General features: G+C 64.8%; 15 protein-coding genes and 1 tRNA gene. 7 read left to right on the top strand and 9 right to left on the bottom strand.

Translation table 11 applies throughout. The features are described from left to right. Positions 1-854: 854 nt before the first annotated feature. Both EWH10_RS18450 and EWH10_RS18445 read right to left on the bottom strand, forming a co-directional pair. Positions 855-929, bottom strand: a tRNA-Thr gene (locus EWH10_RS18450). 260 nt (positions 930-1,189) lie between these two features. Beyond that, positions 1,190-2,971, bottom strand: a complete 1,782-nt coding sequence (locus tag EWH10_RS18445) for an aminopeptidase P family protein (protein ID WP_044661227.1) — start codon at positions 2,969-2,971, stop codon at positions 1,190-1,192. Between the two features lie 93 nt (positions 2,972-3,064). On the opposite strand from EWH10_RS18445, the gene EWH10_RS18440 reads away from it, so the two are divergent. Further along, positions 3,065-5,140, top strand: coding sequence for a S9 family peptidase (locus EWH10_RS18440; protein WP_044661228.1), 2,076 nt, complete (start codon positions 3,065-3,067; stop codon positions 5,138-5,140). Positions 5,141-5,246: 106 nt separating this feature from the next. Next, on the top strand, positions 5,247-5,645 hold the full coding sequence (locus EWH10_RS18435; RefSeq protein ID WP_044661229.1) for an acyl-CoA thioesterase: 399 nt from the start codon (positions 5,247-5,249) through the stop codon (positions 5,643-5,645). An 85-nt stretch (positions 5,646-5,730) separates the two neighbouring features. Here EWH10_RS18435 and EWH10_RS18430 read toward each other — a convergent pair whose 3' ends face one another. The 6 genes from EWH10_RS18430 to EWH10_RS18405 all read right to left on the bottom strand — a co-directional run bounded on the left by EWH10_RS18430 (position 5,731) and on the right by EWH10_RS18405 (position 12,357). Further along, on the bottom strand, positions 5,731-6,714 hold the full coding sequence (locus EWH10_RS18430; protein WP_044661230.1) for a TerC family protein: 984 nt from the start codon (positions 6,712-6,714) through the stop codon (positions 5,731-5,733). Between the two features lie 392 nt (positions 6,715-7,106). Continuing rightward, entirely contained in the window at positions 7,107-8,978 is a 1,872-nt protein-coding gene (locus EWH10_RS18425; protein WP_044661231.1) for an ABCB family ABC transporter ATP-binding protein/permease, read from the bottom strand. 74 nt (positions 8,979-9,052) lie between these two features. Beyond that, positions 9,053-9,892: a 2,3,4,5-tetrahydropyridine-2,6-dicarboxylate N-succinyltransferase gene (dapD, locus tag EWH10_RS18420; RefSeq protein ID WP_044661232.1), complete on the bottom strand. Its 840-nt coding sequence runs from the start codon at positions 9,890-9,892 to the stop codon at positions 9,053-9,055. Next, positions 9,889-10,560, bottom strand: a complete 672-nt coding sequence (locus EWH10_RS18415) for a pyrimidine 5'-nucleotidase (RefSeq protein WP_025551838.1) — start codon at positions 10,558-10,560, stop codon at positions 9,889-9,891. The genes dapD and EWH10_RS18415 overlap by 4 nt, the downstream gene beginning before the upstream one ends. A 103-nt stretch (positions 10,561-10,663) precedes the next feature. After that, positions 10,664-11,542: an LOG family protein gene (locus tag EWH10_RS18410; RefSeq protein ID WP_044661233.1), complete on the bottom strand. Its 879-nt coding sequence runs from the start codon at positions 11,540-11,542 to the stop codon at positions 10,664-10,666. Between the two features lie 119 nt (positions 11,543-11,661). Then, positions 11,662-12,357 carry an extensin family protein gene (locus EWH10_RS18405; protein ID WP_044661234.1) on the bottom strand — a complete coding sequence of 232 codons (696 nt, stop codon included), beginning with the start codon at positions 12,355-12,357 and terminating at the stop codon, positions 11,662-11,664. A 161-nt stretch (positions 12,358-12,518) separates the two neighbouring features. Here EWH10_RS18405 and EWH10_RS18400 point away from each other — a divergent pair, with 161 nt between their 5' ends. The 3 genes from EWH10_RS18400 (at position 12,519) to EWH10_RS18390 (ending at position 16,630) form a co-directional block, all read left to right on the top strand. Further along, positions 12,519-13,691: a phosphoserine transaminase gene (locus EWH10_RS18400; RefSeq protein WP_065846884.1), complete on the top strand. Its 1,173-nt coding sequence runs from the start codon at positions 12,519-12,521 to the stop codon at positions 13,689-13,691. Positions 13,692-13,821: 130 nt separating this feature from the next. Then, positions 13,822-15,402, top strand: a complete 1,581-nt coding sequence (gene serA, locus EWH10_RS18395) for a phosphoglycerate dehydrogenase (protein WP_025551844.1) — start codon at positions 13,822-13,824, stop codon at positions 15,400-15,402. A gap of 97 nt (positions 15,403-15,499) precedes the next feature. Further along, on the top strand, positions 15,500-16,630 hold the full coding sequence (locus EWH10_RS18390) for an ATP phosphoribosyltransferase regulatory subunit (RefSeq protein ID WP_044661236.1): 1,131 nt from the start codon (positions 15,500-15,502) through the stop codon (positions 16,628-16,630). On the opposite strand, the gene EWH10_RS18385 is transcribed toward EWH10_RS18390, so the two are convergent. Continuing rightward, positions 16,624-17,427, bottom strand: coding sequence for an alpha/beta hydrolase (locus tag EWH10_RS18385; protein ID WP_229742739.1), 804 nt, complete (start codon positions 17,425-17,427; stop codon positions 16,624-16,626). The two genes, EWH10_RS18390 and EWH10_RS18385, sit on opposite strands and share 7 nt — an antisense overlap. 327 nt (positions 17,428-17,754) lie before the next feature. Here EWH10_RS18385 and EWH10_RS18380 point away from each other — a divergent pair, with 327 nt between their 5' ends. After that, positions 17,755-19,044 carry an adenylosuccinate synthase gene (locus tag EWH10_RS18380; RefSeq protein ID WP_044661237.1) on the top strand — a complete coding sequence of 430 codons (1,290 nt, stop codon included), beginning with the start codon at positions 17,755-17,757 and terminating at the stop codon, positions 19,042-19,044. 236 nt (positions 19,045-19,280) lie between these two features. Beyond that, positions 19,281-19,463, top strand: coding sequence for a hypothetical protein (locus tag EWH10_RS18375; RefSeq protein ID WP_007685461.1), 183 nt, complete (start codon positions 19,281-19,283; stop codon positions 19,461-19,463). Positions 19,464-19,678: the final 215 nt, after the last annotated feature.

Raw genomic sequence — 19,678 nt, 5'->3', positions numbered from 1 at the left:
TGGTAAGCGGTCTTACGTTTCCAAGCCCCAATGTCACCCCCCCTGCTGACACCTGCCATCACCGTAACAGCTGTAGCGCCCTCAAAATCTTGCGTCGATGGAGTTCCCAGTTGTCCTTAGACTTCGTGCCCCCACGATCGGGTTATATAGGTCGATGATGACCACCCTCCAAGCAGGGGATTTCCCGGGAAGGTCCGTGATGTCGGCGCAATGCGCCCTTTCAGCTTCTAACCGGTGCTCCAAGAGTGGCCTTAACGTCCGCTTTTCCAGTTCCGCTCTCGAAAGCGGACTGAGCAAATCATCCCAAGCCCAAATGCGAATTGCCAAGCGCCAGGTCTCAATCATTCTCGACCATATACGTCTAACCGTCTCTACCAATCCAGATCATGCTGTTGATGCCTATGGCGAGTTGTCAAGTGTATGATTTGATCAATAAATTAAATGCTTGGACGACGCTTGAGAAAGCTCTTCTGGACATCTTCGCGCAAATTGACAAAAGCGTCGCCGGAGAAGCGCTTCGCCGTAAAATAGCTGCGACTTAGCGTGAACAAACGTCGAACTAAAAATGAACGAATTTTGATGGCATTTTTCATGGTATCGTCAAATGTCAAGCGGAATAAATACACTTTTATTCAAATACTTGAAGTTCTAGTTCGATGCCGTCCCCGGCACCATTTCCCCTATATTCCATAGGCCTATGACCGTCGGGAATGACGGTATATATTTGGCTGGCTGGCGGTATATCGTCCACTGCCATCCGGGTGATGGCTCCGCGACGATACTTGCGCACCCGTTCAAGCCAGGCGCTTATTTCGGCTTTGGGAAAATCTGCATCACAGACAGATCAGGAAAAATGGTGCTGCCGGCGAGGATTGAACTCGCGACCTCAGCCTTACCAAGGATGCGCTCTACCACTGAGCTACGGCAGCACTATTTTCAGTTCCATCCGGCTTATCGCGTCGGCGGAGCCGGGCCTATGGCTGCCTCCTCGCGCCATGTCAAGGCGGCTTGCGGCAGAAGATGCAATTTGATTATGGGCGGGCCATGACAAACGGTCAGGACGAACGGAAAGAGCGCTTGGCGCAGGCGTTGCGGGACAATCTGCGTCGCCGCAAGGCACAATCCCGCGAATCGCGCGACGCGGAAACCCCCCGACACCCCGACGGCGCCAAGGGGTAATTCCGATCCATTATAGCGGGGCGCAGGCCGCCTTCAGCCATTCGAGCGCGCCGCCCTCCAACTGCGGGCCGACGATCTCCAGCACCCGGGCGTGATAGGCATCCAGCCATGCGCGCTCCTCGTCCGTCAGCAACTCCGTCGCGATCGCGTTCCGGTCGATGGGCGCGAAGGTCAGCGTTTCGAAGCCCAGCATCTCCCGCTCCGCTCCCGGCACGTCGCGGGGTTCGACCAGCACCAGATTCTCGATGCGGATGCCATATTCGCCGGTCTTGTAATAGCCCGGCTCGTTGGAAAGGATCATCCCCGCCTGAAGCGCTTCGTCCCCGCCGCCGAAGGTCGCGATCCGCTGCGGCCCTTCGTGCACCGACAGGAAGCTGCCGACGCCATGCCCGGTGCCATGGGCATAATCCAGCCCTTCCGCCCAAAGGAACTGACGCGCCAGCACGTCGAGCTGCCCGCCCCGCGTCCCCTTGGGAAACTGCGCGCGGGCAAGGGCGACATGCCCCTTCAGCACCAGCGTGAAGCGGCGCTTCATCTCCTGCGTCGGTGTGCCGATGGCGACGGTGCGGGTCACGTCGGTCGTGCCGTCGCGATATTGCCCGCCCGAATCGACCAGATAGAAGCTGCCCGTCTCGATCGGCCGGTTCGTCTTCTCCTCCACCCTGTAATGCACCACCGCGCCATTGGGGCCCGCTCCGGAAATGGTGTCGAAGGACAGGTCCTCCAGCAGCCCGGTCTCCTTGCGGAACGTCTCCAGCTTCGCCGCCGCGCCCAGTTCGTCGACGCCGCCCTTGGGCGCCTCGGTCGCGATCCAGTGCAGGAAACGGCTGAGCGCCGCGCCGTCCCGCGCCTGCGCCGCCTTGTGCCCGGCGATCTCGACCGGGTTCTTCACCGCCTTGGGCAGCACCGCCGGATCGCGCAACGCCAGCACATGCGCGCCGCCGGCCTCCAGGCCCGTGAAGATCGCCGCCACCGCCCGTTCGGGATCGGCGGCGACCGTCTTGCCCGCAAAGCCCGCCAGCGCATCCGCGAACGCCTTGCGGTCATGCACCCGCACCGCATTGCCCAGATGCTTCACCACCGCTTCGTCGATCTTCTCCGGCGCGACATAGAGGTCCGCGGTCGCATCGGCATGGACGATGGCATAGGCGAGCGCGACCGGCGTCCGCTCCACATCCTTGCCCCGGATGTTGAAGGTCCAGGCCAGCGAATCGAGTGCGGACAGCACCGCCGCATCGGCATGCTTCGCCACCAGCCAGTCGGCCATGGCCTGCCGCTTCTCCGCCGCCGACTGCCCGGCATAGCGGTCCTCATGCACTACCAGCTTGGCGTCGCTGGGCGCGGGGCGGTCGGGCCATATGGCGTCGACCGGATTGGTGTCCACCGCCACCAGTTCCGCGCCGCGTTCGGCCAAAGCCTCGCTCGCGGCCTTCACCCAGGCGCGCGTATGCAGCCAGGGATCATAGCCGATCCGTCCGCCGACCGGCGCATGCTCGCCCAGCCACGCCGCGACGGAGGTTTGCGGCACGCTCTCATATTGCCAGTGCGCGCCATCCACCTGCTCGCGCACCTGCAAGGTATAGCGGCCGTCCACGAAGATCGCGGCCTCCTCCGGCAGCACCACCGCGCTGCCCGCAGACCCCTGGAAACCGGTCAGCCAGGCCAGCCGCTGCGCATAGGCGCCGACATATTCGCTCATATGCTCATCGGTCAGCGGCACGACAAAGCCATGCAATTCATCGCGCACCAGTTGGGCGCGCAGGGCTTTCAGCCGGTCTTCATAGCTAGACATCAAATTTCCCTTGGACTTGCCGGCCCTCTTGCGCAGGGCCTATGGCCGCCAACATAAGCAGACCAGCACAGTTTCGCCAGATCAGGACATTGAATGACCGTTCCCGCCCAAGTCCCTGCCGCCGCCCGCCGCCCGTACAGCTTCACCCGTCACGGCATCACCGTGCAGGACCCCTATGCCTGGCTGCGCGATCCCGGCTATCCGGAGGTGAAGGACAGGGACGTGCTCTCCTATCTGGAGGAGGAGAATGGCTTCTTCGAGGCCGCGATGCAGCCGCACAAGGCGCTGACCGACCGCCTGTTCGAGGAGATGAAGGGCCGCATCAAGGAAGATGACAGCTCGGTCCCGCAGAAGGACGGCGACTATATCTACTGGCGCGCGTTCGAGGTCGGCGCCCAATATCGCAAATGGTATCGCAGACCCGTGGCCGCCCGGGACGACGGCGCCGAGGATCAGCTCATCCTGGACGAACCCGCGCTGGCGGAGGGGCATGACTATTTCCGCCTGGGCGCCCTGTCGGTCAGCCCGGACGGCCGCTACCTCGCCTATGCCATCGACAATAATGGCTCCGAACGGTTCGAGGCGCGGATCAAGGACCTCTTCACCGGCGAAATCCTGCCGGAGGTGATCCCCGATACCCTATCCTCGCTGGTCTGGACGAGCGACAGCAGGGGCCTGCTCTACGGCATCGCCAATGAACAATGGCGCACCGACAATGCCCGCCTCCACTGGCTGGGCCAGCCGGTGGAAAGCGACGTCGAACTCTTCCATGAGGATGATGAGGGCTTCCGCGTCTCGGTCGGCCTCACCTCATCCGAAAAATGGATCGTGATCGCGACCGGCGACCATGTGACCAGCGAGGTCTGGCTGCTCCCCGCCGACAATCCCACCGCCCAGCCGCTGCTCGTCGCCCCGCGCAAGGTGGGCCGCGAATATGAGGTGGATGAGCATGAGGGCACGCTCTACATCCGCACCAACGACACGCATCCCAATTTCCGGTTGGTGAAGGCGTCGCTGGAAAATCCCGGCGACTGGGCCGAAGTGATCGCCCCGGACGCGCATTTCTACCTGACCGACTTCACGCTGTTCAAGGGCTTCTACGTCACGGAGGGGCGGCAGGACGGCCTCGACCAGATCGAACTGCGCGACTATCCGACCCACAGCGCCAGGCGCATTCCCTTCCCGGAGGCGAGCTATTCGGCGTCGCTGGACGATAATCCCGAATATGACGTGACGAAGCTGCGCATCGGCTATGAATCGATGGTCACGCCCGACACCATCTACGACTATCACCTCGCCACCGGTGAGCTGGAAGTGCTGAAGGTGCAGGAGATTCCCTCCGGCTATGATGCGACCCGCTACGCGACCGAGCGTCTCATGATCCCGGCCCGCGACGGCACGCCGATCCCGGTGTCGATCGTCTATCCCAGGGATCTGCCCCGCGACGGCAGCGCGCCGCTGCACCTCTATGGCTATGGCGCCTATGGCATTGCGATGGAGCCGGGCTTTTCCACCAGCCGCCTGTCGCTGCTGGACCGGGGCTTCGCCTTTGCGCTCGCCCATATCCGGGGCGGCGACGACCTTGGCCAGCAATGGTATCTGGACGGGAAGCTCGACAAGCGCACCAACACCTTCACCGATTTCGTGGACGTGGCGAAGGGGCTGATCGAGCGTGGCTACACCTCGAAGGGACGGATCAGCATTTCCGGCGGATCGGCGGGCGGCGAACTGATGGGGGCAGTCATCAATTCGGACCCCGACCTGTGGGGCGCGGTGGTGGCCCATGTGCCCTTCGTGGACGTGCTCAACACCATGCTGGACGAAACGCTGCCGCTGACGCCGGGCGAATGGCCCGAATGGGGCAATCCGATCGAGGACAAGGTGGCGTTCGAGACGATCCTGTCCTACGATCCCTACAGCAATGTCAGCGCCCAGGCCTATCCGCCGCTGATGGTGACGGCGGGGCTCAACGACCCGCGCGTGACCTATTGGGAACCGGCCAAATGGGTGGCGAAGCTGCGCGCCACCAAGACGGACGGCAACATCCTGCTGCTCAAGACCAATATGGGCGCGGGCCATGGCGGCAAGTCGGGCCGCTTCGAAAGCCTCCACGAAACGGCGGAGGAATTCGCCTTCATCCTCTGGCAACTGGGCATAGACGAGGCATGAAGGCGCCCGCCTCTCCTCCGTTCGCCCTGAGCTTGTCGAAGGGGCTCTCTTTTCTCGAAGAAGGAAGGGGCTTCGGCAGGCTCAGCCCGAACGGAGGGAGAGGATAATGTCCTCCACCTACACCACCCAATTCACCGCAGGCCCGGAGCATATCGACATACTCGGCCATGTGAACAACGCTGTCTGGGTCCAGTGGATGGAGCAGGTCGCCACCGAGCATTGGACCCGCGACGCCGCGCCGGAGCATCTCGACGCCTATGTCTGGGTCGTGACCCGGCATGAGATCGACTATCGCGGCAATGTTCGGGAAGGCGAAACCGTCACCGCCCGCACGTGGATTCCCGAAGGCCCGCGTGGCGCCCGTTTCGACCGGCACATGGAATTCACCGGCCCGGACGGCAAGGTGAAGGTCGCGGCCAAGTCCACCTGGGCGATCATCGACCGTGAAACGGGCCGCATCCTCCGGGTTCCCCCCGAAGTCGCGGCTCGCTTCCTCACCTCCTGACCGCCCCTAACCCATGTCCGTCATCCCCGCGCAGGCGGGGATCCATCTCCCGGCATAAGGTCTGGACGCAAGGCCGAGGTGTCGCTTACGCCACCCGCCTTCCCTCTTCCCGCGTCTTCCACAGCGACCAGCCCACCCCCGCGCCGATCAGCGCAAAGGTCACGCCCAGGCTCAGCGCCGGAGGGAACTTCCCTTCATCCAGCAGGAAATCCGCCACGAAGATCTTCGCTCCGATGAACACCAGGATCGTGGCCAGCGCATATTTCAGATAGTGGAAGCGGTGCACCATCGCCGCCAGCGCGAAATAGAGCGCCCGCAGGCCCAATATCGCCATCACGTTCGACGTGTAGACGATGAAGGTGTCCGTCGTGATCGCGAAGATCGCGGGCACGCTGTCCACCGCGAACACCAGGTCCGCGAAATTGATCACCACCAGCGCCAGCAGCAGGGGCGTCGCCGCCGTCACCGCCCGGCCGGTCTTCGGATCGGTCATGCGCGCCAGGAAATGCTCGCCATGCAGCTCCGGCGTCACCCGCATATGGCGGGAAATGAAGCGGATCGCCGGATTGTTGCCGACGTCCATCGGCTTGTCCCCGGTGAACATCATCCTGATGCCGGTGAAGATCAGGAAGGCGGCGAACAGGTACAGCACCCAATAGGCCTGATGCAGCAGCATCGCCCCGCCCGCGATCATCAGCCCGCGCAGCACGATCACGCCGATGATGCCCCAGAGCAGCGCCCGATACTGATATTTCGCCGGAATCGCGAAAGTGGAGAAGATCAGGCTGATGACGAAGACATTGTCGATGGACAGCGCCTTCTCGATGAAGAAGCCGGTGAAATATTGCATGCCCGGCTCAGGCCCGCGGACGAACCAGACCCAGAGGCCGAATGCGCAGGCGATGCTGATGTAGAAGACGGAAAGTTTCAGGCTCTCCCTGATGCCGATTTCCTTATTCTCCTTGTGCAGGAAACCAAGGTCGAAGGCGGTCAGCGCCACGACGATGGCGAAAAAGGCGAGCCAGAACCAGGCGGGCGTCCCCAGCCAGTCCGTGACGAGAAATTCCATGGGATATGCTCCTCTCGTTCAACGACAAAGGTCGATCGGAGAAATCCGCTGCCATGAATCGGGGAGGGGGTGAGCCAGACCGCCATGCGCATCGGATAGTCCGATGCGGTCCGACATCACGCGCTGGGAAAAGCGCGCCAGAGGGGCCCGGTCCGCGAGAGGGGAGGATAAAGGGTGAGGCGGCAAAAATCAACCGGCCTGAGGTGTTCCGGCGGGTTTTGGCCAATCCAAGACCTTCCCCTCCCGCAGGCGGGAGGGGTTAGGGGTGGGTGCGAGCGTAGCGAGCTTCCAGCTTAGCCGTTGAAAATTCACGCAGATGCCGCGCCAGCCCACCCCCTAGCCCCCTCCCGCCTGCGGGAGGGGGAATGTCCTGATTCCACCCCAATCAGCCGTCACCCTCTCCCGCCAAGCCCTTCCACCACCTCGAACACATCTTCGATCTTCGGCTCGATCCCCGGCTCAACCGGCATATCGTCCCGCTCGGTCGCCTGCCGCGCCCACATCGCCGCATAAAGCCCGTCCGCCCGCACCAGATCGCCATGCCGCCCGCGCTCGACCACGCAGCCCTTCTCCATGACGATGATCTCATCGGCATCGACCACGGTGGAAAGCCGGTGCGCGACGATCAGCGTCGTGCGCTTGCGCGCAATGCTGCGCAGCACGTCCTGAATCTCCGTCTCGGTCCGGCTGTCGAGCGCGCTGGTCGCCTCGTCCAGCACCAGCACCGGCGGGTCCTTCAGCAACGTCCGCGCAATCGCCACCCGCTGCTTTTCGCCGCCGGACAGCTTCAATCCCCGCTCGCCCACCCGCGTCTCATAGCCCTGCGGCAGGCCCATGATGAAATCATGGATCGATGCAGCCTTTGCCGCCGCCTCGATCTCTTCCTGCGTCGCGCCCTCGCGCCCATAGCCGATATTATAGCCGACCGTATCGTTGAACAGCACCATGTCCTGCGGCACGATGCCGATCGCTGAACGCAGGGACTGCTGCGTCACCGCGGCAATATCCTGCCCGTCGATGCTGATCTGCCCGCCCTGTATGTCGTAGAAACGGAACAGCAGCCGCGCGATGGTGGACTTGCCCGCGCCCGAAGGCCCCACAATCGCCAATGTCTTGCCGGCGGGCACGGTGAAGCTCACCCCGTGCAATATCTCCCGCTCCGGATCATAGCCGAAATGCACATGGTCGAAGCGCACCTCGCCCGCCTCCACATGCAGCATCGGCGCGCCGGGCGCGTCGCCGATCTCCGCCTGCGTGTCGATCAGCCTGTACATCGCCTCCATGTCGATCAGCCCTTGGCGGATGGTGCGATACACCATGCCCAACAGGTCGAGCGGCCGGAAAAGCTGGCTCAGCAGCGTGTTCACCAGCACCACGTCGCCGGTCGAGAACTGCCCGTGGCTCCACCCCCAGACGGTGTAGCCCATCGCCCCCGCCATCATCAGGTTGGTGATCAGCGACTGGCCGATGTTCAGCCAGGCAAGGCTGTTTTCCGACTTCACCGCCGCGTCGGCGTACCGCCGCATCGCCTTGCCGTAACGGGTGGCTTCGCGCTCCTCCGCGCCGAAATATTTGACCGTCTCGAAATTCAGCAGGCTATCGACGGCATGGGCGACCGCATTGGTGTCCATGTCCACCATGTCGCGGCGAAGCTGGTTGCGCCATTCGGTGATGGTCCGGGTGAACCAGATATAGAGCGCCACCATGACCAGCGTCGCCGCGACCAGCCCGGCTCCGAACTTCACGAAGAAGATCACGCACACCGCCGCCAGTTCCAGCACCGTCGGCGCGATGTTGAAGAGGAGGAAATAGAGCATCGTATCGATGCTCTTGGTGCCGCGCTCGACGATCTTGGTGACGGCCCCGGTACGCCGGTCGAGATGGAAGCGCAGCGACAGCCGGTGCAGGTGGACGAACACATCGTCGGCCAGCCGCCGTCCGGCTTCCTGCCCGACCCGCTCGAAAATGGCGTTACGCAGATTGTCGAACAGCACGCTGCCGAAGCGCGCGCCCGCATAGGCGACGACCAAGGCGATGGCGAGGCCCGCGCCGGATTCCATTCCCGGCGCCATGCGGTCGATCGCGCCCTTATAGGCGAAGGGCATGGCAAGGCTGACGACCTTCGCCACCAGCACCAGCGCCATGGCGATGGCGACGCGCCGCCGCAGGGCCGGGGCGTCGGCCGGCCAGAGATAGGGAAAGAAGCGCCGCATCGTCGCCCAGACGGGCGGAAGGGGGCTATTGTCGGGCGTGGATGGCGGCATGGGGGTTATGTAATGGGGAAGCCTTCACCTCACAATAAGCCCCTCCCCTTCAGGGGAGGGGAGTGAGGCAGCCTTCAATCCCGCAGCAGCTCGTTGATCCCGGTCTTCGACCGCGTCTGCGCGTCGACCCGTTTCACGATCACCGCGCAATAAAGGCTCGGCCCCGGCGTCCCGTCGGGCAGGGGCTTGCCGGGCAGCGAGCCGGGCACGACCACCGAATAGGGCGGCACTTCGCCGATGAACACTTCGCCCGTGGCGCGGTCGATGATCTTGGTGGACATGCCGATGAACACGCCCATCGACAGCACCGAACCCTTGCCGACGCGCACGCCCTCCACGACTTCGGACCGGGCGCCGATGAAGCAGTCGTCCTCGATGATCACCGGATCGGCCTGCAACGGCTCCAGCACGCCGCCGATGCCGACGCCGCCCGACAGATGGACATTCTTGCCGATCTGCGCGCAGCTTCCCACCGTCACCCAGGTATCGACCATCGTGCCCTCATCGACGAAGGCGCCGATGTTCACGAAACTCGGCATCAGGATCACATTCCTGGCGATATGCGCGCCCGCGCGGGCGAACGACCCCGGCACCGCGCGGAAACCGGCGGCGCGGAAGGCGGCCTCGTCCCAGCCCGCGAACTTGCTCGGCACCTTGTCCCACCAATGGCCCGCGCCCGGCCCGTTGTCGATCATGACATTGTCGTTGAGGCGGAAGGACAGCAGCACCGCCTTCTTCGCCCATTGATTGACCTGCCAGCCTTCAGCGACCGGCTCCGCCACGCGCAGTTCGCCCTTGTCCAGCAGGGCAAGCGCCCTGTCCACCGCCTGACGGACCTCGCCCTGCGTCTGCAGATTGACATTGGCCCGGTCCTCCCAGGCGGCGTCGATGGTAGCGATCAGTTCGTTGCTCATGGCTGCTCCCCAAAAATATCCGCCAGAAACGGCGTCAGATGGTCGGTTTCGAAGTCGATGAAGTCGGGATGATGCTCGTGATTGCCCGCCTCGGACCCGTTATTGACCCAGATGGTGGTCATGCCGATCGCCTTGGCCGGGCGCAGGTTGCGGGCCATATCCTCGAAAAAGGCGGCGCGGCCCGGCTCCACATGGTGCATCCGGCACAGTTCGGCATAGCCCGACGGATCGGGCTTGGGCACATATTGGCAGGCATGGATGTCGTGGATCAGCTCAAATGCGCCGGTCAGGCCCAGCTTGTCGAGCACCCGCGTCGCATAGGCGCCGTCGCCATTGGTGAAGATCAGCCGCCGCCCCGGCAGCGCCGCGATATGGGCGTTCAGCGCCTCGTCCACCTCCAGCCGGTCCATGGAAATGTCGTGGACATAGTCCAGAAAGGCGTGCGGCTCGATCCCATGATGGTGCATCAGGCCGGACAGGGTGGTGCCATGCTCCAGGAAATAGCGCTTCTGCGTTTCCTTCGCGACGACCGGATCGCAGCCGAGCAGGCCCTGGATGAACTCCCCCATCTTCACGTCGATCAGCGCGAAAAGGTCCGCCTTCGCCGGGTAGAGCGTGTTGTCCAGATCGAAGATCCAGGTGTCGACATGGGCGAGATCGGCGCGCATGGCCGGGCCCTAGTCCCGTGCGGCGGGCAGGGCAAGGGCCATGGCCTACTTCCCGACAGCCAATCCCGACCACGCTCCTGCGCGCGCAGGAGCGCGACGCGCATCACCCGCAGCCCGGCGCTTCCGAATCCTGGTAAAAGCTCTGCACCGCTTTCCACGCTTCCTCGGCCGTTTCCACCCAGGTCAGCAGGTTGAGGTCCGACGGAGAGATCACGCCTTCGTCCGCCAGCGCCTCGAAATCCACCACGCGCGTCCAGAATTGGCGCCCGAACAGCAGGATCGGGATCGGTTTCATCTTGCCGGTCTGGATCAGCGTCAGCAGTTCGAACATCTCGTCGAACGTGCCGAAGCCGCCGGGGAACACCGCCAGCGCCCGCGCCCGCAGCAGGAAATGCATCTTGCGCAGCGCGAAATAGTGGAACTGGAAGCTCAGCTCCGGCGTGACGAAGCGGTTGGGCGCCTGTTCATGGGGCAGCACGATGTTCATGCCGATGGTGGCGGCGCCCACATCGTCGGCGCCGCGATTGGCCGCCTCCATGATCGAGGGGCCGCCGCCCGAGCAGACGACGAAATGGCGGCATCCCGCCTCGTTCACCGGATATTGCGCCGCGATCCGGGCCAGCTTGCGCGCCTCGTCATAATAGCGCGCCTTTTTGCCCAGATTTTCCGCGATCCGCCGCTGTTCGGGCGTGGTCGCGGCGTCGATGCGCGCCTGCGCCTGCTCCGGTTCGGGAATGCGCGCCGATCCGTAGAAGACGAAGGTCGATTCGATCTTCGCCTCGTCCATCAGCAATTGGGGTTTCAGCAATTCCAGCTGGAACCGCACCGGCCGCAAATCCTCCCGCAGCAGGAATTCGGTGTCCTGAAAGGCCAGGCGGTAGGCAGCGCTGCTGGTCTGCGGTGTTTCCACCCCCTTGCGGGCGTCGGCGGCTTCCTGACGGGCGGGGCGGAATTTGCGTTCTTCGATTTCTTTTCTGGTCATTTTCACCAAGGTAGGCGGCCAAGGCGGCAAAGCCAAGGCGGTTAAGATTAAATGCCGTTAAGTTCGGCCCGCTTCTTCCGCCCGCCCAGCGGCAAAAGCCGCCGCGTTCCCGTTTCCGCTTAGCGGCAAAAGCCGCCGCGGCCGCCCATGTCGAAGTGAAAATGGTCGTGATGGGCGGCGTTGTAATCGGGGCTCAGCACCGTGCGGAACCGCTTGCAGGCGCTGGCGTGGATGATCTCCAGAAACTGGCGGACGCGCCGGTCGCCGTTCCAGTCGTTCTGGATGGTGATGCGCCGCCCGTCGCTCAGCACGAATCCCGACACGTCGACCGCATTGCTGTGGGCATGTTCGCTCAGCTTGCCGCTGCCCGCGATCGGCCGGCAATTATAGGTGCCGAACGTCTCGATCTTCTCTACCTCCGCCCCCAGGATCAACCGGGCGGCAGGCTGCACGCCGAAGCGGGCCCAGGCCGCGAAATTGGCCGCCAGATTGCAGGTCATCGCCCCTAGATTGGTCGCGGGCACGCCGATGTCGAGCAGCTTGACGCTGCCATAGGCGCTGCACCCGCCGCCGAAATTCTGGTCTGGAAGGGGCGTGAAGAGGACGGATTGCGATTGCAGCTTCGCCATGCACTGCCGCACTTCCATGGGCGGCGGGGCGGCCGGCCGGGCGGTCTTCGCGGGCCTTGCCGGGCGTTCCACCCGGCCGCGCGGGACGAGGTCGCCGCCGCAGCCTGCCAGCGTCAGCGCGGCAGCCGCTGCGGCCGCCAGCGCCAGGCCGCGAAAAATCGCTTTCCCCCTAACCCGCTCGATCATGACGGGACCATTTACCACGTCCGGCTGGCCCAAGGGTTAACGGCATGCTCGGTTCATCGCGTCCAGACATTCAACTTGACTCTTTGGCCGGAGACTTTAGGGCGGCCAGCGGGCCACGCGGTCCCAACGCCGCGCGTGCTCTCTGTAAGGAGACGCATTACATGACTGACCTGACTGCCGTTGACGCCACCCTTGCGCCTGCTGAAAAGCCCGCCAACCGTCCGGCCAAGAAACCCGAGCGCCCCTATTTCTCTTCCGGTCCCTGCGCCAAGCCTCCGGGCTGGAGCGCCGACAAGCTGAGCGCCGACTCCCTCGGCCGCTCGCACCGCGCCAAGATCGGCAAGACCCGCCTCGCTTATTGCATCGACCTGATGCGCGAGCTGCTGAACCTGCCCGAAACCCACCGCATCGGCATCGTGCCGGGTTCCGACACCGGCGCCTTCGAAATGGCGATGTGGACGATGCTGGGCGCCCGTCCGGTGACGACGCTGGCCTGGGAAAGCTTCGGCGAGGGCTGGGTGACGGACGCCGCCAAGCAGCTCAAGCTCGATCCGACGATCATCCGCGCCGACTATGGCCAATTGCCCGACCTGAACGGTGTGAACTTCGCCCATGACGTGCTGTTCACCTGGAACGGCACCACCTCCGGCGTGCGCGTGCCGAACGCCGACTGGATTCCGGCCGACCGCGAAGGCCTGACCTTCGCCGACGCCACCAGCGCGGTCTTCGCCTATGAGATCGACTGGACCAAGATCGACGTCGCCACCTTCTCCTGGCAGAAGGTGCTGGGCGGCGAGGGCGGCCATGGCGTGCTGATCCTCGGTCCCCGCGCGGTCGAGCGCCTGGAAACCCACACCCCCGCCTGGCCGCTGCCGAAGGTGTTCCGCCTGGTCTCGAAGGGCAAGCTGGCCGAGGGCGTGTTCAAGGGCGAGACGATCAACACCCCCTCCATGCTGGCGGTCGAGGATGCGATCTTCGCGCTGGAATGGGGCAAGTCGATCGGCGGCCTCACGGGGCTGATCGCGCGCAGCAACGCCAATGCGGCGGCGCTGAACAGGATCGTCGAGGAACGCGACTGGCTTGGCCATCTCGCCGCCGATCCCGCCTCCCGCTCGACCACCAGCGTCTGCCTGACCGTCGAGGGCGCCGACGAAGCCTTCATCAAGAGCTTCGCGGCCCTGCTGGAGAAGGAAGGCGCCGCCTACGACGTCGCGGGCTATCGCGACGCCCCGGCGGGCCTGCGCATCTGGTGCGGCGCGACGGTCGAGACCGCCGACATCGAAGCGCTGGGGCCTTGGCTCGACTGGGCCTACGCCACCGTCAAGGCTGCTTGATCTCTATTTGAAGCCGTCATTCCCGCGCAAGGCGGGAACCCATCTCCTGAACGTCCCGCTTGAGGCTTCTTATGGGAGATGGGTCCCCGCTTCCGCGGGGATGACGGGCATATTTCCAAAGGAAACACAGATGCCCAAGGTACTCATCAGCGACAAGATGGACCCCCGCGCCGCCGCGATCTTCCGGGAGCGCGGCGTGGAAGTCGACGAAATCACCGGTAAGACCCCGGACGAGCTGAAGGCGATCATAGGCCAATATGACGGCCTCGCCATCCGCAGCTCGACCAAGGTGACGAAGGACATTCTCGACCACGCCACCAATCTGAAGGTCATCGGCCGCGCCGGCATCGGCGTCGACAATGTCGACATCCCGGCCGCCTCGTCCAAGGGCGTGATCGTCATGAACACGCCGTTCGGCAATTCCATTACCACCGCCGAACACGCCATCGCGCTGATGTTCGCACTGGCCCGCCAGTTGCCCGAAGCCAATGCCCAGACGCAGCAGGGCCTGTGGCCGAAGAACGGCTTTATGGGCGTGGAAGTCACCGGCAAGACGCTGGGCCTGATCGGCGCGGGCAATATCGGCTCCATCGTCGCCAGCCGCGCCCTGGGCCTCAAGATGAAGGTCGTCGCCTTCGACCCCTTCCTGACCCCGGAACGCGCCGTCGAGATGGGCGTGGAAAAGGCCGATCTGGACACGCTGCTGGCGAAGGCGGACTTCATTACCCTGCACACGCCGCTGACCGACCAGACCCGCAACATCCTGAGCAAGGAAAATCTGGCCAAGACGAAGAAGGGCGTGCGCATCATCAACTGCGCGCGCGGCGGCCTGATCGACGAAGCCGCGCTCAAGGAAGCGCTGGATTCGGGCCATGTCGCTGGCGCCGCGCTCGACGTGTTCGTGACCGAGCCGGCGAAGGAATCGCCGCTGTTCGGCACGCCGAACTTCATCTGCACCCCGCATCTGGGCGCGTCGACCGACGAAGCGCAGGTCAATGTCGCGCTCCAGGTGGCGGAACAGCTCAGCGACTATCTGCTCGACGGCGGCATCACCAATGCGCTGAACGTGCCCAGCCTGTCGGCGGAGGAAGCGCCGAAGCTCAAGCCCTATATGGCGCTGGCTGAAGAACTGGGCAGCCTTGTGGGCCAGCTTGAGGGCGACCGCATCCAGAGCGTCTCGGTCGAGGTCGAGGGCCATGCCGCCGAACTCAACCAGAAGCCGATCACGGCCGCGGTGCTGGCCGGGCTGATGCGCGTCTATTCGGACACGGTGAACATGGTCAACGCGCCCTTCCTGGCGAAGGAACGCGGCCTCGACGTGCGCGAAGTGCGCCATGACCGTGAGGGCGACTATCAGACGCTGGTGCGCGTGACCGTGAAGACCGAAGGCGGCGACAAATCCGTCGCCGGCACGCTGTTCGGCAATGCGCAGGCGCGCCTGGTCGAACTGTTCGGGATCAAGGTCGAGGCGGATCTTGCGGGGCACATGCTCTACATCGTCAACCAGGACGCGCCGGGCTTCATCGGCCGCCTGGGCTCCACTCTGGGCGAGGCGAACGTCAACATCGGCACCTTCCACCTTGGCCGCCGCAACCAGGGCGGTGAAGCCGTGCTGCTGCTGTCGGTCGACGGCGTGGTCAATGAAACCGTCCTCAACGACATCTGCAAGCTGGCAGGCGTCAAGACGGTGAAGCTCCTCCGCTTCGCCTGACACCGGTTCGGGCCTGACACCGGTTCGGGCCTGGCACGGTTCGGGCCTGATATGGTTCGGGCTGGCCTTGCGCGCATAATCCGCTAAAGGCCAGCCCATGACCACGATCCCGCCCGGCCTTCTTCCCGAAGGACTTTCCGACCGCCTGCCGCCGCAGGCAGAGGCTTCCGCGCGTCTTGCGCGCCGCGTGCTCGATACCGTCGCCGCCCATGGCTATGAGCGGGTGATGCCGCCGATCGCGGAGTTCGAGGATTCGCTGGTCGGCCGCCTGAAATCGATGAAGGCGCAGGATCTTGTCCGCGCCATCGATCCCGTATCCCAGCGCAGCCTGGCGCTGCGTCCGGACATGACCGCGCAGGTGGGCCGCATCGCCGCCACCCGGCTGGCTGCCGCACCGCGTCCGCTGCGCCTGTCCTATGCCGGGCCGGTGATCCGCCTGCGCGCGAATCAGCTTCGGCCGGAACGGGAGCGCTTCCAGGTCGGCGCCGAACTCATCGGCAGCGACAGCGTCGCCGCGGCCGTGGAGATCGTGAACGTCGCCATCGAAGCGCTGCAGGCGGCGGGCGTCACCGGCATCACCATCGACTTCACCTTGCCGGACCTGATCGACACGCTGGCCGCCGGTCCGCTGCCTCTCGCCCCGGAAGAGATAGAAGCCGTCCGCGCCGAGCTGGACGCCAAGGATGCGGGCGCGCTCGCGGCGATCAGCCCGGCCGCCGCCGCCTATCTGCCGCTGATAGAGGGCACCGGCCCCTTCCACGCGGCGATGGAGCGTCTGGAAGCGCTCAACGCGGAACTGGGCGGCGCCATCGACAGCCGGATCGCCGGCCTGCGCGCCATTGCCAGGCCCATCGGCTGGGACATCACCCTGACGCTCGATCCCACCGAGCGGCATGGCTTCGAATATCAGAACTGGTTCGGCTTCTCGATCTTCGCGGACGGCTTCACCGGAGAGATCGGCCGGGGCGGCAGCTATGCGATCATCCGCGCCGACGGGTCGGAGGAACCGGCCATGGGCTTCTCCCTCTATCCCGATCCGTTGATCGATGCCGGCTTCGGCGGCCAATCCCCCAAGCGCCTGTTCCTGCCGCTGCACCATGACGCCGCGCGCGCGGCGCAGTTGCGCGCCGAAGGCTGGCAGACCATCGCCGCGCTGACAGGGGAGGAGAATGGCGAAACGCTGCGCTGCTCCCACTGGCTCGACGGCGCAGAACCCCGGCCTTACTGACCGAAGCGGCGGCTCAGATATTGGTCGACGATGGCGGTTCCGGGATAACCGGGATCGCCCATCGCCCGGTTGATCTGCATATGCCCGCGCAGGCCCCGGCCCGCCAGCGCAGTCATCTCCACCGGCGTTCCCGCCTTGCGCAGCGCCGCCGCCAGCGCCTCCGACTGCGCCGTGCCGTCCGCGCGGTCGACATGCAGGATCAGGAAGCCGGGCGCATTGGGTTGCCCGGCGCGCAATGTCGGCGACAGCGCCTTCTGCCGCGCCGGATCGGTGCCGAAGGCCTGTTCATAGGTGCCCGCCATGAAACGCCCGCCCTCCGCCATTTGCCTGCCGACATCATAGGCCGCGCCGTCCAGCAGGATCACCCCACGCACGGCATCCGGCCTCAGCCCCGCCTTGGCGAAATAGCGCATGTCCGTCCCCACCAATGCGGCCAGATGCGCACCCGCGCTATGCCCCATCAGCACGATCCGGTCCGCATCGAAGCCCAGGTCCATTGCCTTCGCTCGCAGGAAGGCCAGCGCGTCGGCCACGTCCTGCGCCTGTTGTTCCACCGTCGCGTCCGGCACCAGCCTGTAGTCGACGGAGGCGAAGGCATAGCCAAGCCCATGATAATGTTCGGCCTTGGCGGCTCCGGTGGCATTGTCCTTGCTCCCGCGTTTCCACCCGCCGCCGTGCACGAAGACGACCAGTGGCGCCTTTTGCGATTGGGCGGGCCAATAGTCCAGAACCTGCAGGCCATCCCTGCCATAGGCCATGGTCTGTCCGCCCGGCGCATTCTGCTGCCCCTCCGCCATCCGCGCCCGCCAGCGTTCGCGCAGGCCCTGCGCCTCGCTGCCCGATGCGACCAGCATCAGGGCCAGCATCGCTCCCGTCGTCAATTGCCGCATTCAGCCGCCCTTTCGCGTTCCCGAGCGGAAGCTTGCCAGACCGGCCGGCCGCGTAAAGCCATCCCGCTGTATCAAAGTGTAACCCCTTCGCCTTGACGCGCCCGCCATGCCCCGCTAACGCGCGCCCCGCACAGGACGGCCATCATCAACCGGGGCGTCCACCCTATCCCACCGGCATGCCGAGTCCCGTCGAAGGGCATGGCCGGTCCGCGCGGCGGGCGGAGGACTGTAACTGTGGCAAATGTGACCGTGATCGGCGCCCAATGGGGCGACGAAGGCAAGGGCAAGATCGTCGACTGGCTGTCGGAACGCGCCGACGTCGTCGCCCGGTTCCAGGGCGGCCACAATGCCGGCCACACGCTGGTCGTGGGCGAGAAGGTGTACAAGCTCTCCCTGCTCCCCTCCGGCATCGTGCGCGGCACGCTGTCGGTGATCGGCAATGGCGTGGTGCTGGACCCCTGGCACTTCCGCGACGAGGTCGCGAAGCTGAAGGGGCAGGGCGTGGAGATCACGCCCGACAATCTCCAGATCGCGGAAACCTGCCCGCTGATCCTGCCTTTCCACCGCGACCTGGACGGCCTGCGGGAGGATGCTTCGGGCGCGGGCAAGATCGGCACCACCCGCCGCGGCATCGGCCCGGCCTATGAGGACAAGGTCGGCCGCCGCGCCATCCGCGTCTGCGACCTCGCCCATCTGGACGATCTGGGCCCGCAACTCGACCGCCTCACCGCGCATCACGACGCGCTGCGCGCCGGGTTCAACGAAGCGCCGATCGACCGCGACGCCCTGATGGCGGAGCTGCGCGACATCGCCGGCTTCATCCTGCCCTTCGTCAAGCCCGTCTGGCTGACGCTGAACAAGGCGAAGGCGGAAGGCAGGCGCATCCTGTTCGAAGGGGCGCAGGGCACGCTGCTCGACATCGACCATGGCACCTATCCCTTCGTCACCTCGTCCAACACCGTGGCGGGCACGGCGGCGAGCGGCACCGGCCTTGGCCCATCGGGCGCGGGCTTCGTGCTGGGCATCGTCAAGGCCTATACCACCCGCGTCGGCTCCGGTCCTTTCCCGACCGAGCAGGAAAATGACGTCGGCCAGCGTCTGGGAGAGCGCGGCCATGAATTCGGCACCGTCACCGGCCGCAAGCGCCGCTGCGGCTGGTTCGACGCCGTGCTGGTGCGCCAGTCGGTCGCCGTATCGGGCGTCACCGGCATCGCCCTTACCAAGCTGGACGTGCTGGACGGTTTCGAAGAACTGAAGATCTGCGTCGGCTACAGGATCGGGGACCAGAGCTTCGACTATCTGCCCGCCCATGCGCAGGACCAGGCCAAGGCGGAACCGGTCTATGAGACGATCGAAGGCTGGCAGGACACGACGGCAGGCGCCCGGAGCTGGGCCGAACTGCCCGCGCAGGCGATCAAATATATCCGCCGGATCGAGGAATTGATCGGCTGCCCGGTCACGCTCGTCTCCACCAGCCCCGAGCGCGAGGACACCATCCTCGTCCGCGATCCCTTCGCGGATTGACGTCTTTTGCGGTTTCAGCGAGGCTGAAACCGTTCGGTTCCGGCTCGCTCCCCCACCCGGCCACCTAAGGGCAGTATCACATGGGTGGCCAGGTGGGGGAGCGGGCCGGAGCGGTCACCTAGAGCGTTTTCCAAGCAGATGGAATCATCTGCTGACTCGGAAAACGCGACAAAACAAAAACTTAGAGCAGTCGAGCCGACGCAATCGGATCGGAATCTGCTCTAGAAGGAAATCCGATGGCCGGCGACCGCTTCGAGCGTCACAAGCAACCCTGGACGGCGGACGAGCTGCAAAAGCTCCACACGCTGGCGAAGAAGGGCATGGCGCTGAAAGCCATCGCCAAGGCCCTGACCCGCAGCGAGGAATCCGTGAAGGCCCGCGCCAAGCAGGATGGGCTGAACATCGCGAAGTTGCGTTAATTCAGCCAAGGACGATGCCGTGTTCCCGCAAGCGCGGGGGCACGGCACGCCTTATGGCGGCAACGGGCCCGATTCAACGCAGCGCGCCCTAGGCAGTAGTGACATTTTAGGGATTCACGACGGTTTGGATTTGTGATTCAAGGCTGGCTTTTGGAGGCTGGCGTGGAAGGCGAAGTGCTGCGGGATGATCAGTGGGAGCGGCTGCGGGAGTTCGT

The organism is Sphingobium fuliginis (assembly GCF_004152845.1).
Taxonomy (GTDB): domain Bacteria; phylum Pseudomonadota; class Alphaproteobacteria; order Sphingomonadales; family Sphingomonadaceae; genus Sphingobium; species Sphingobium fuliginis.
This window is presented reverse-complemented; position numbering and strand designations above follow the sequence as displayed.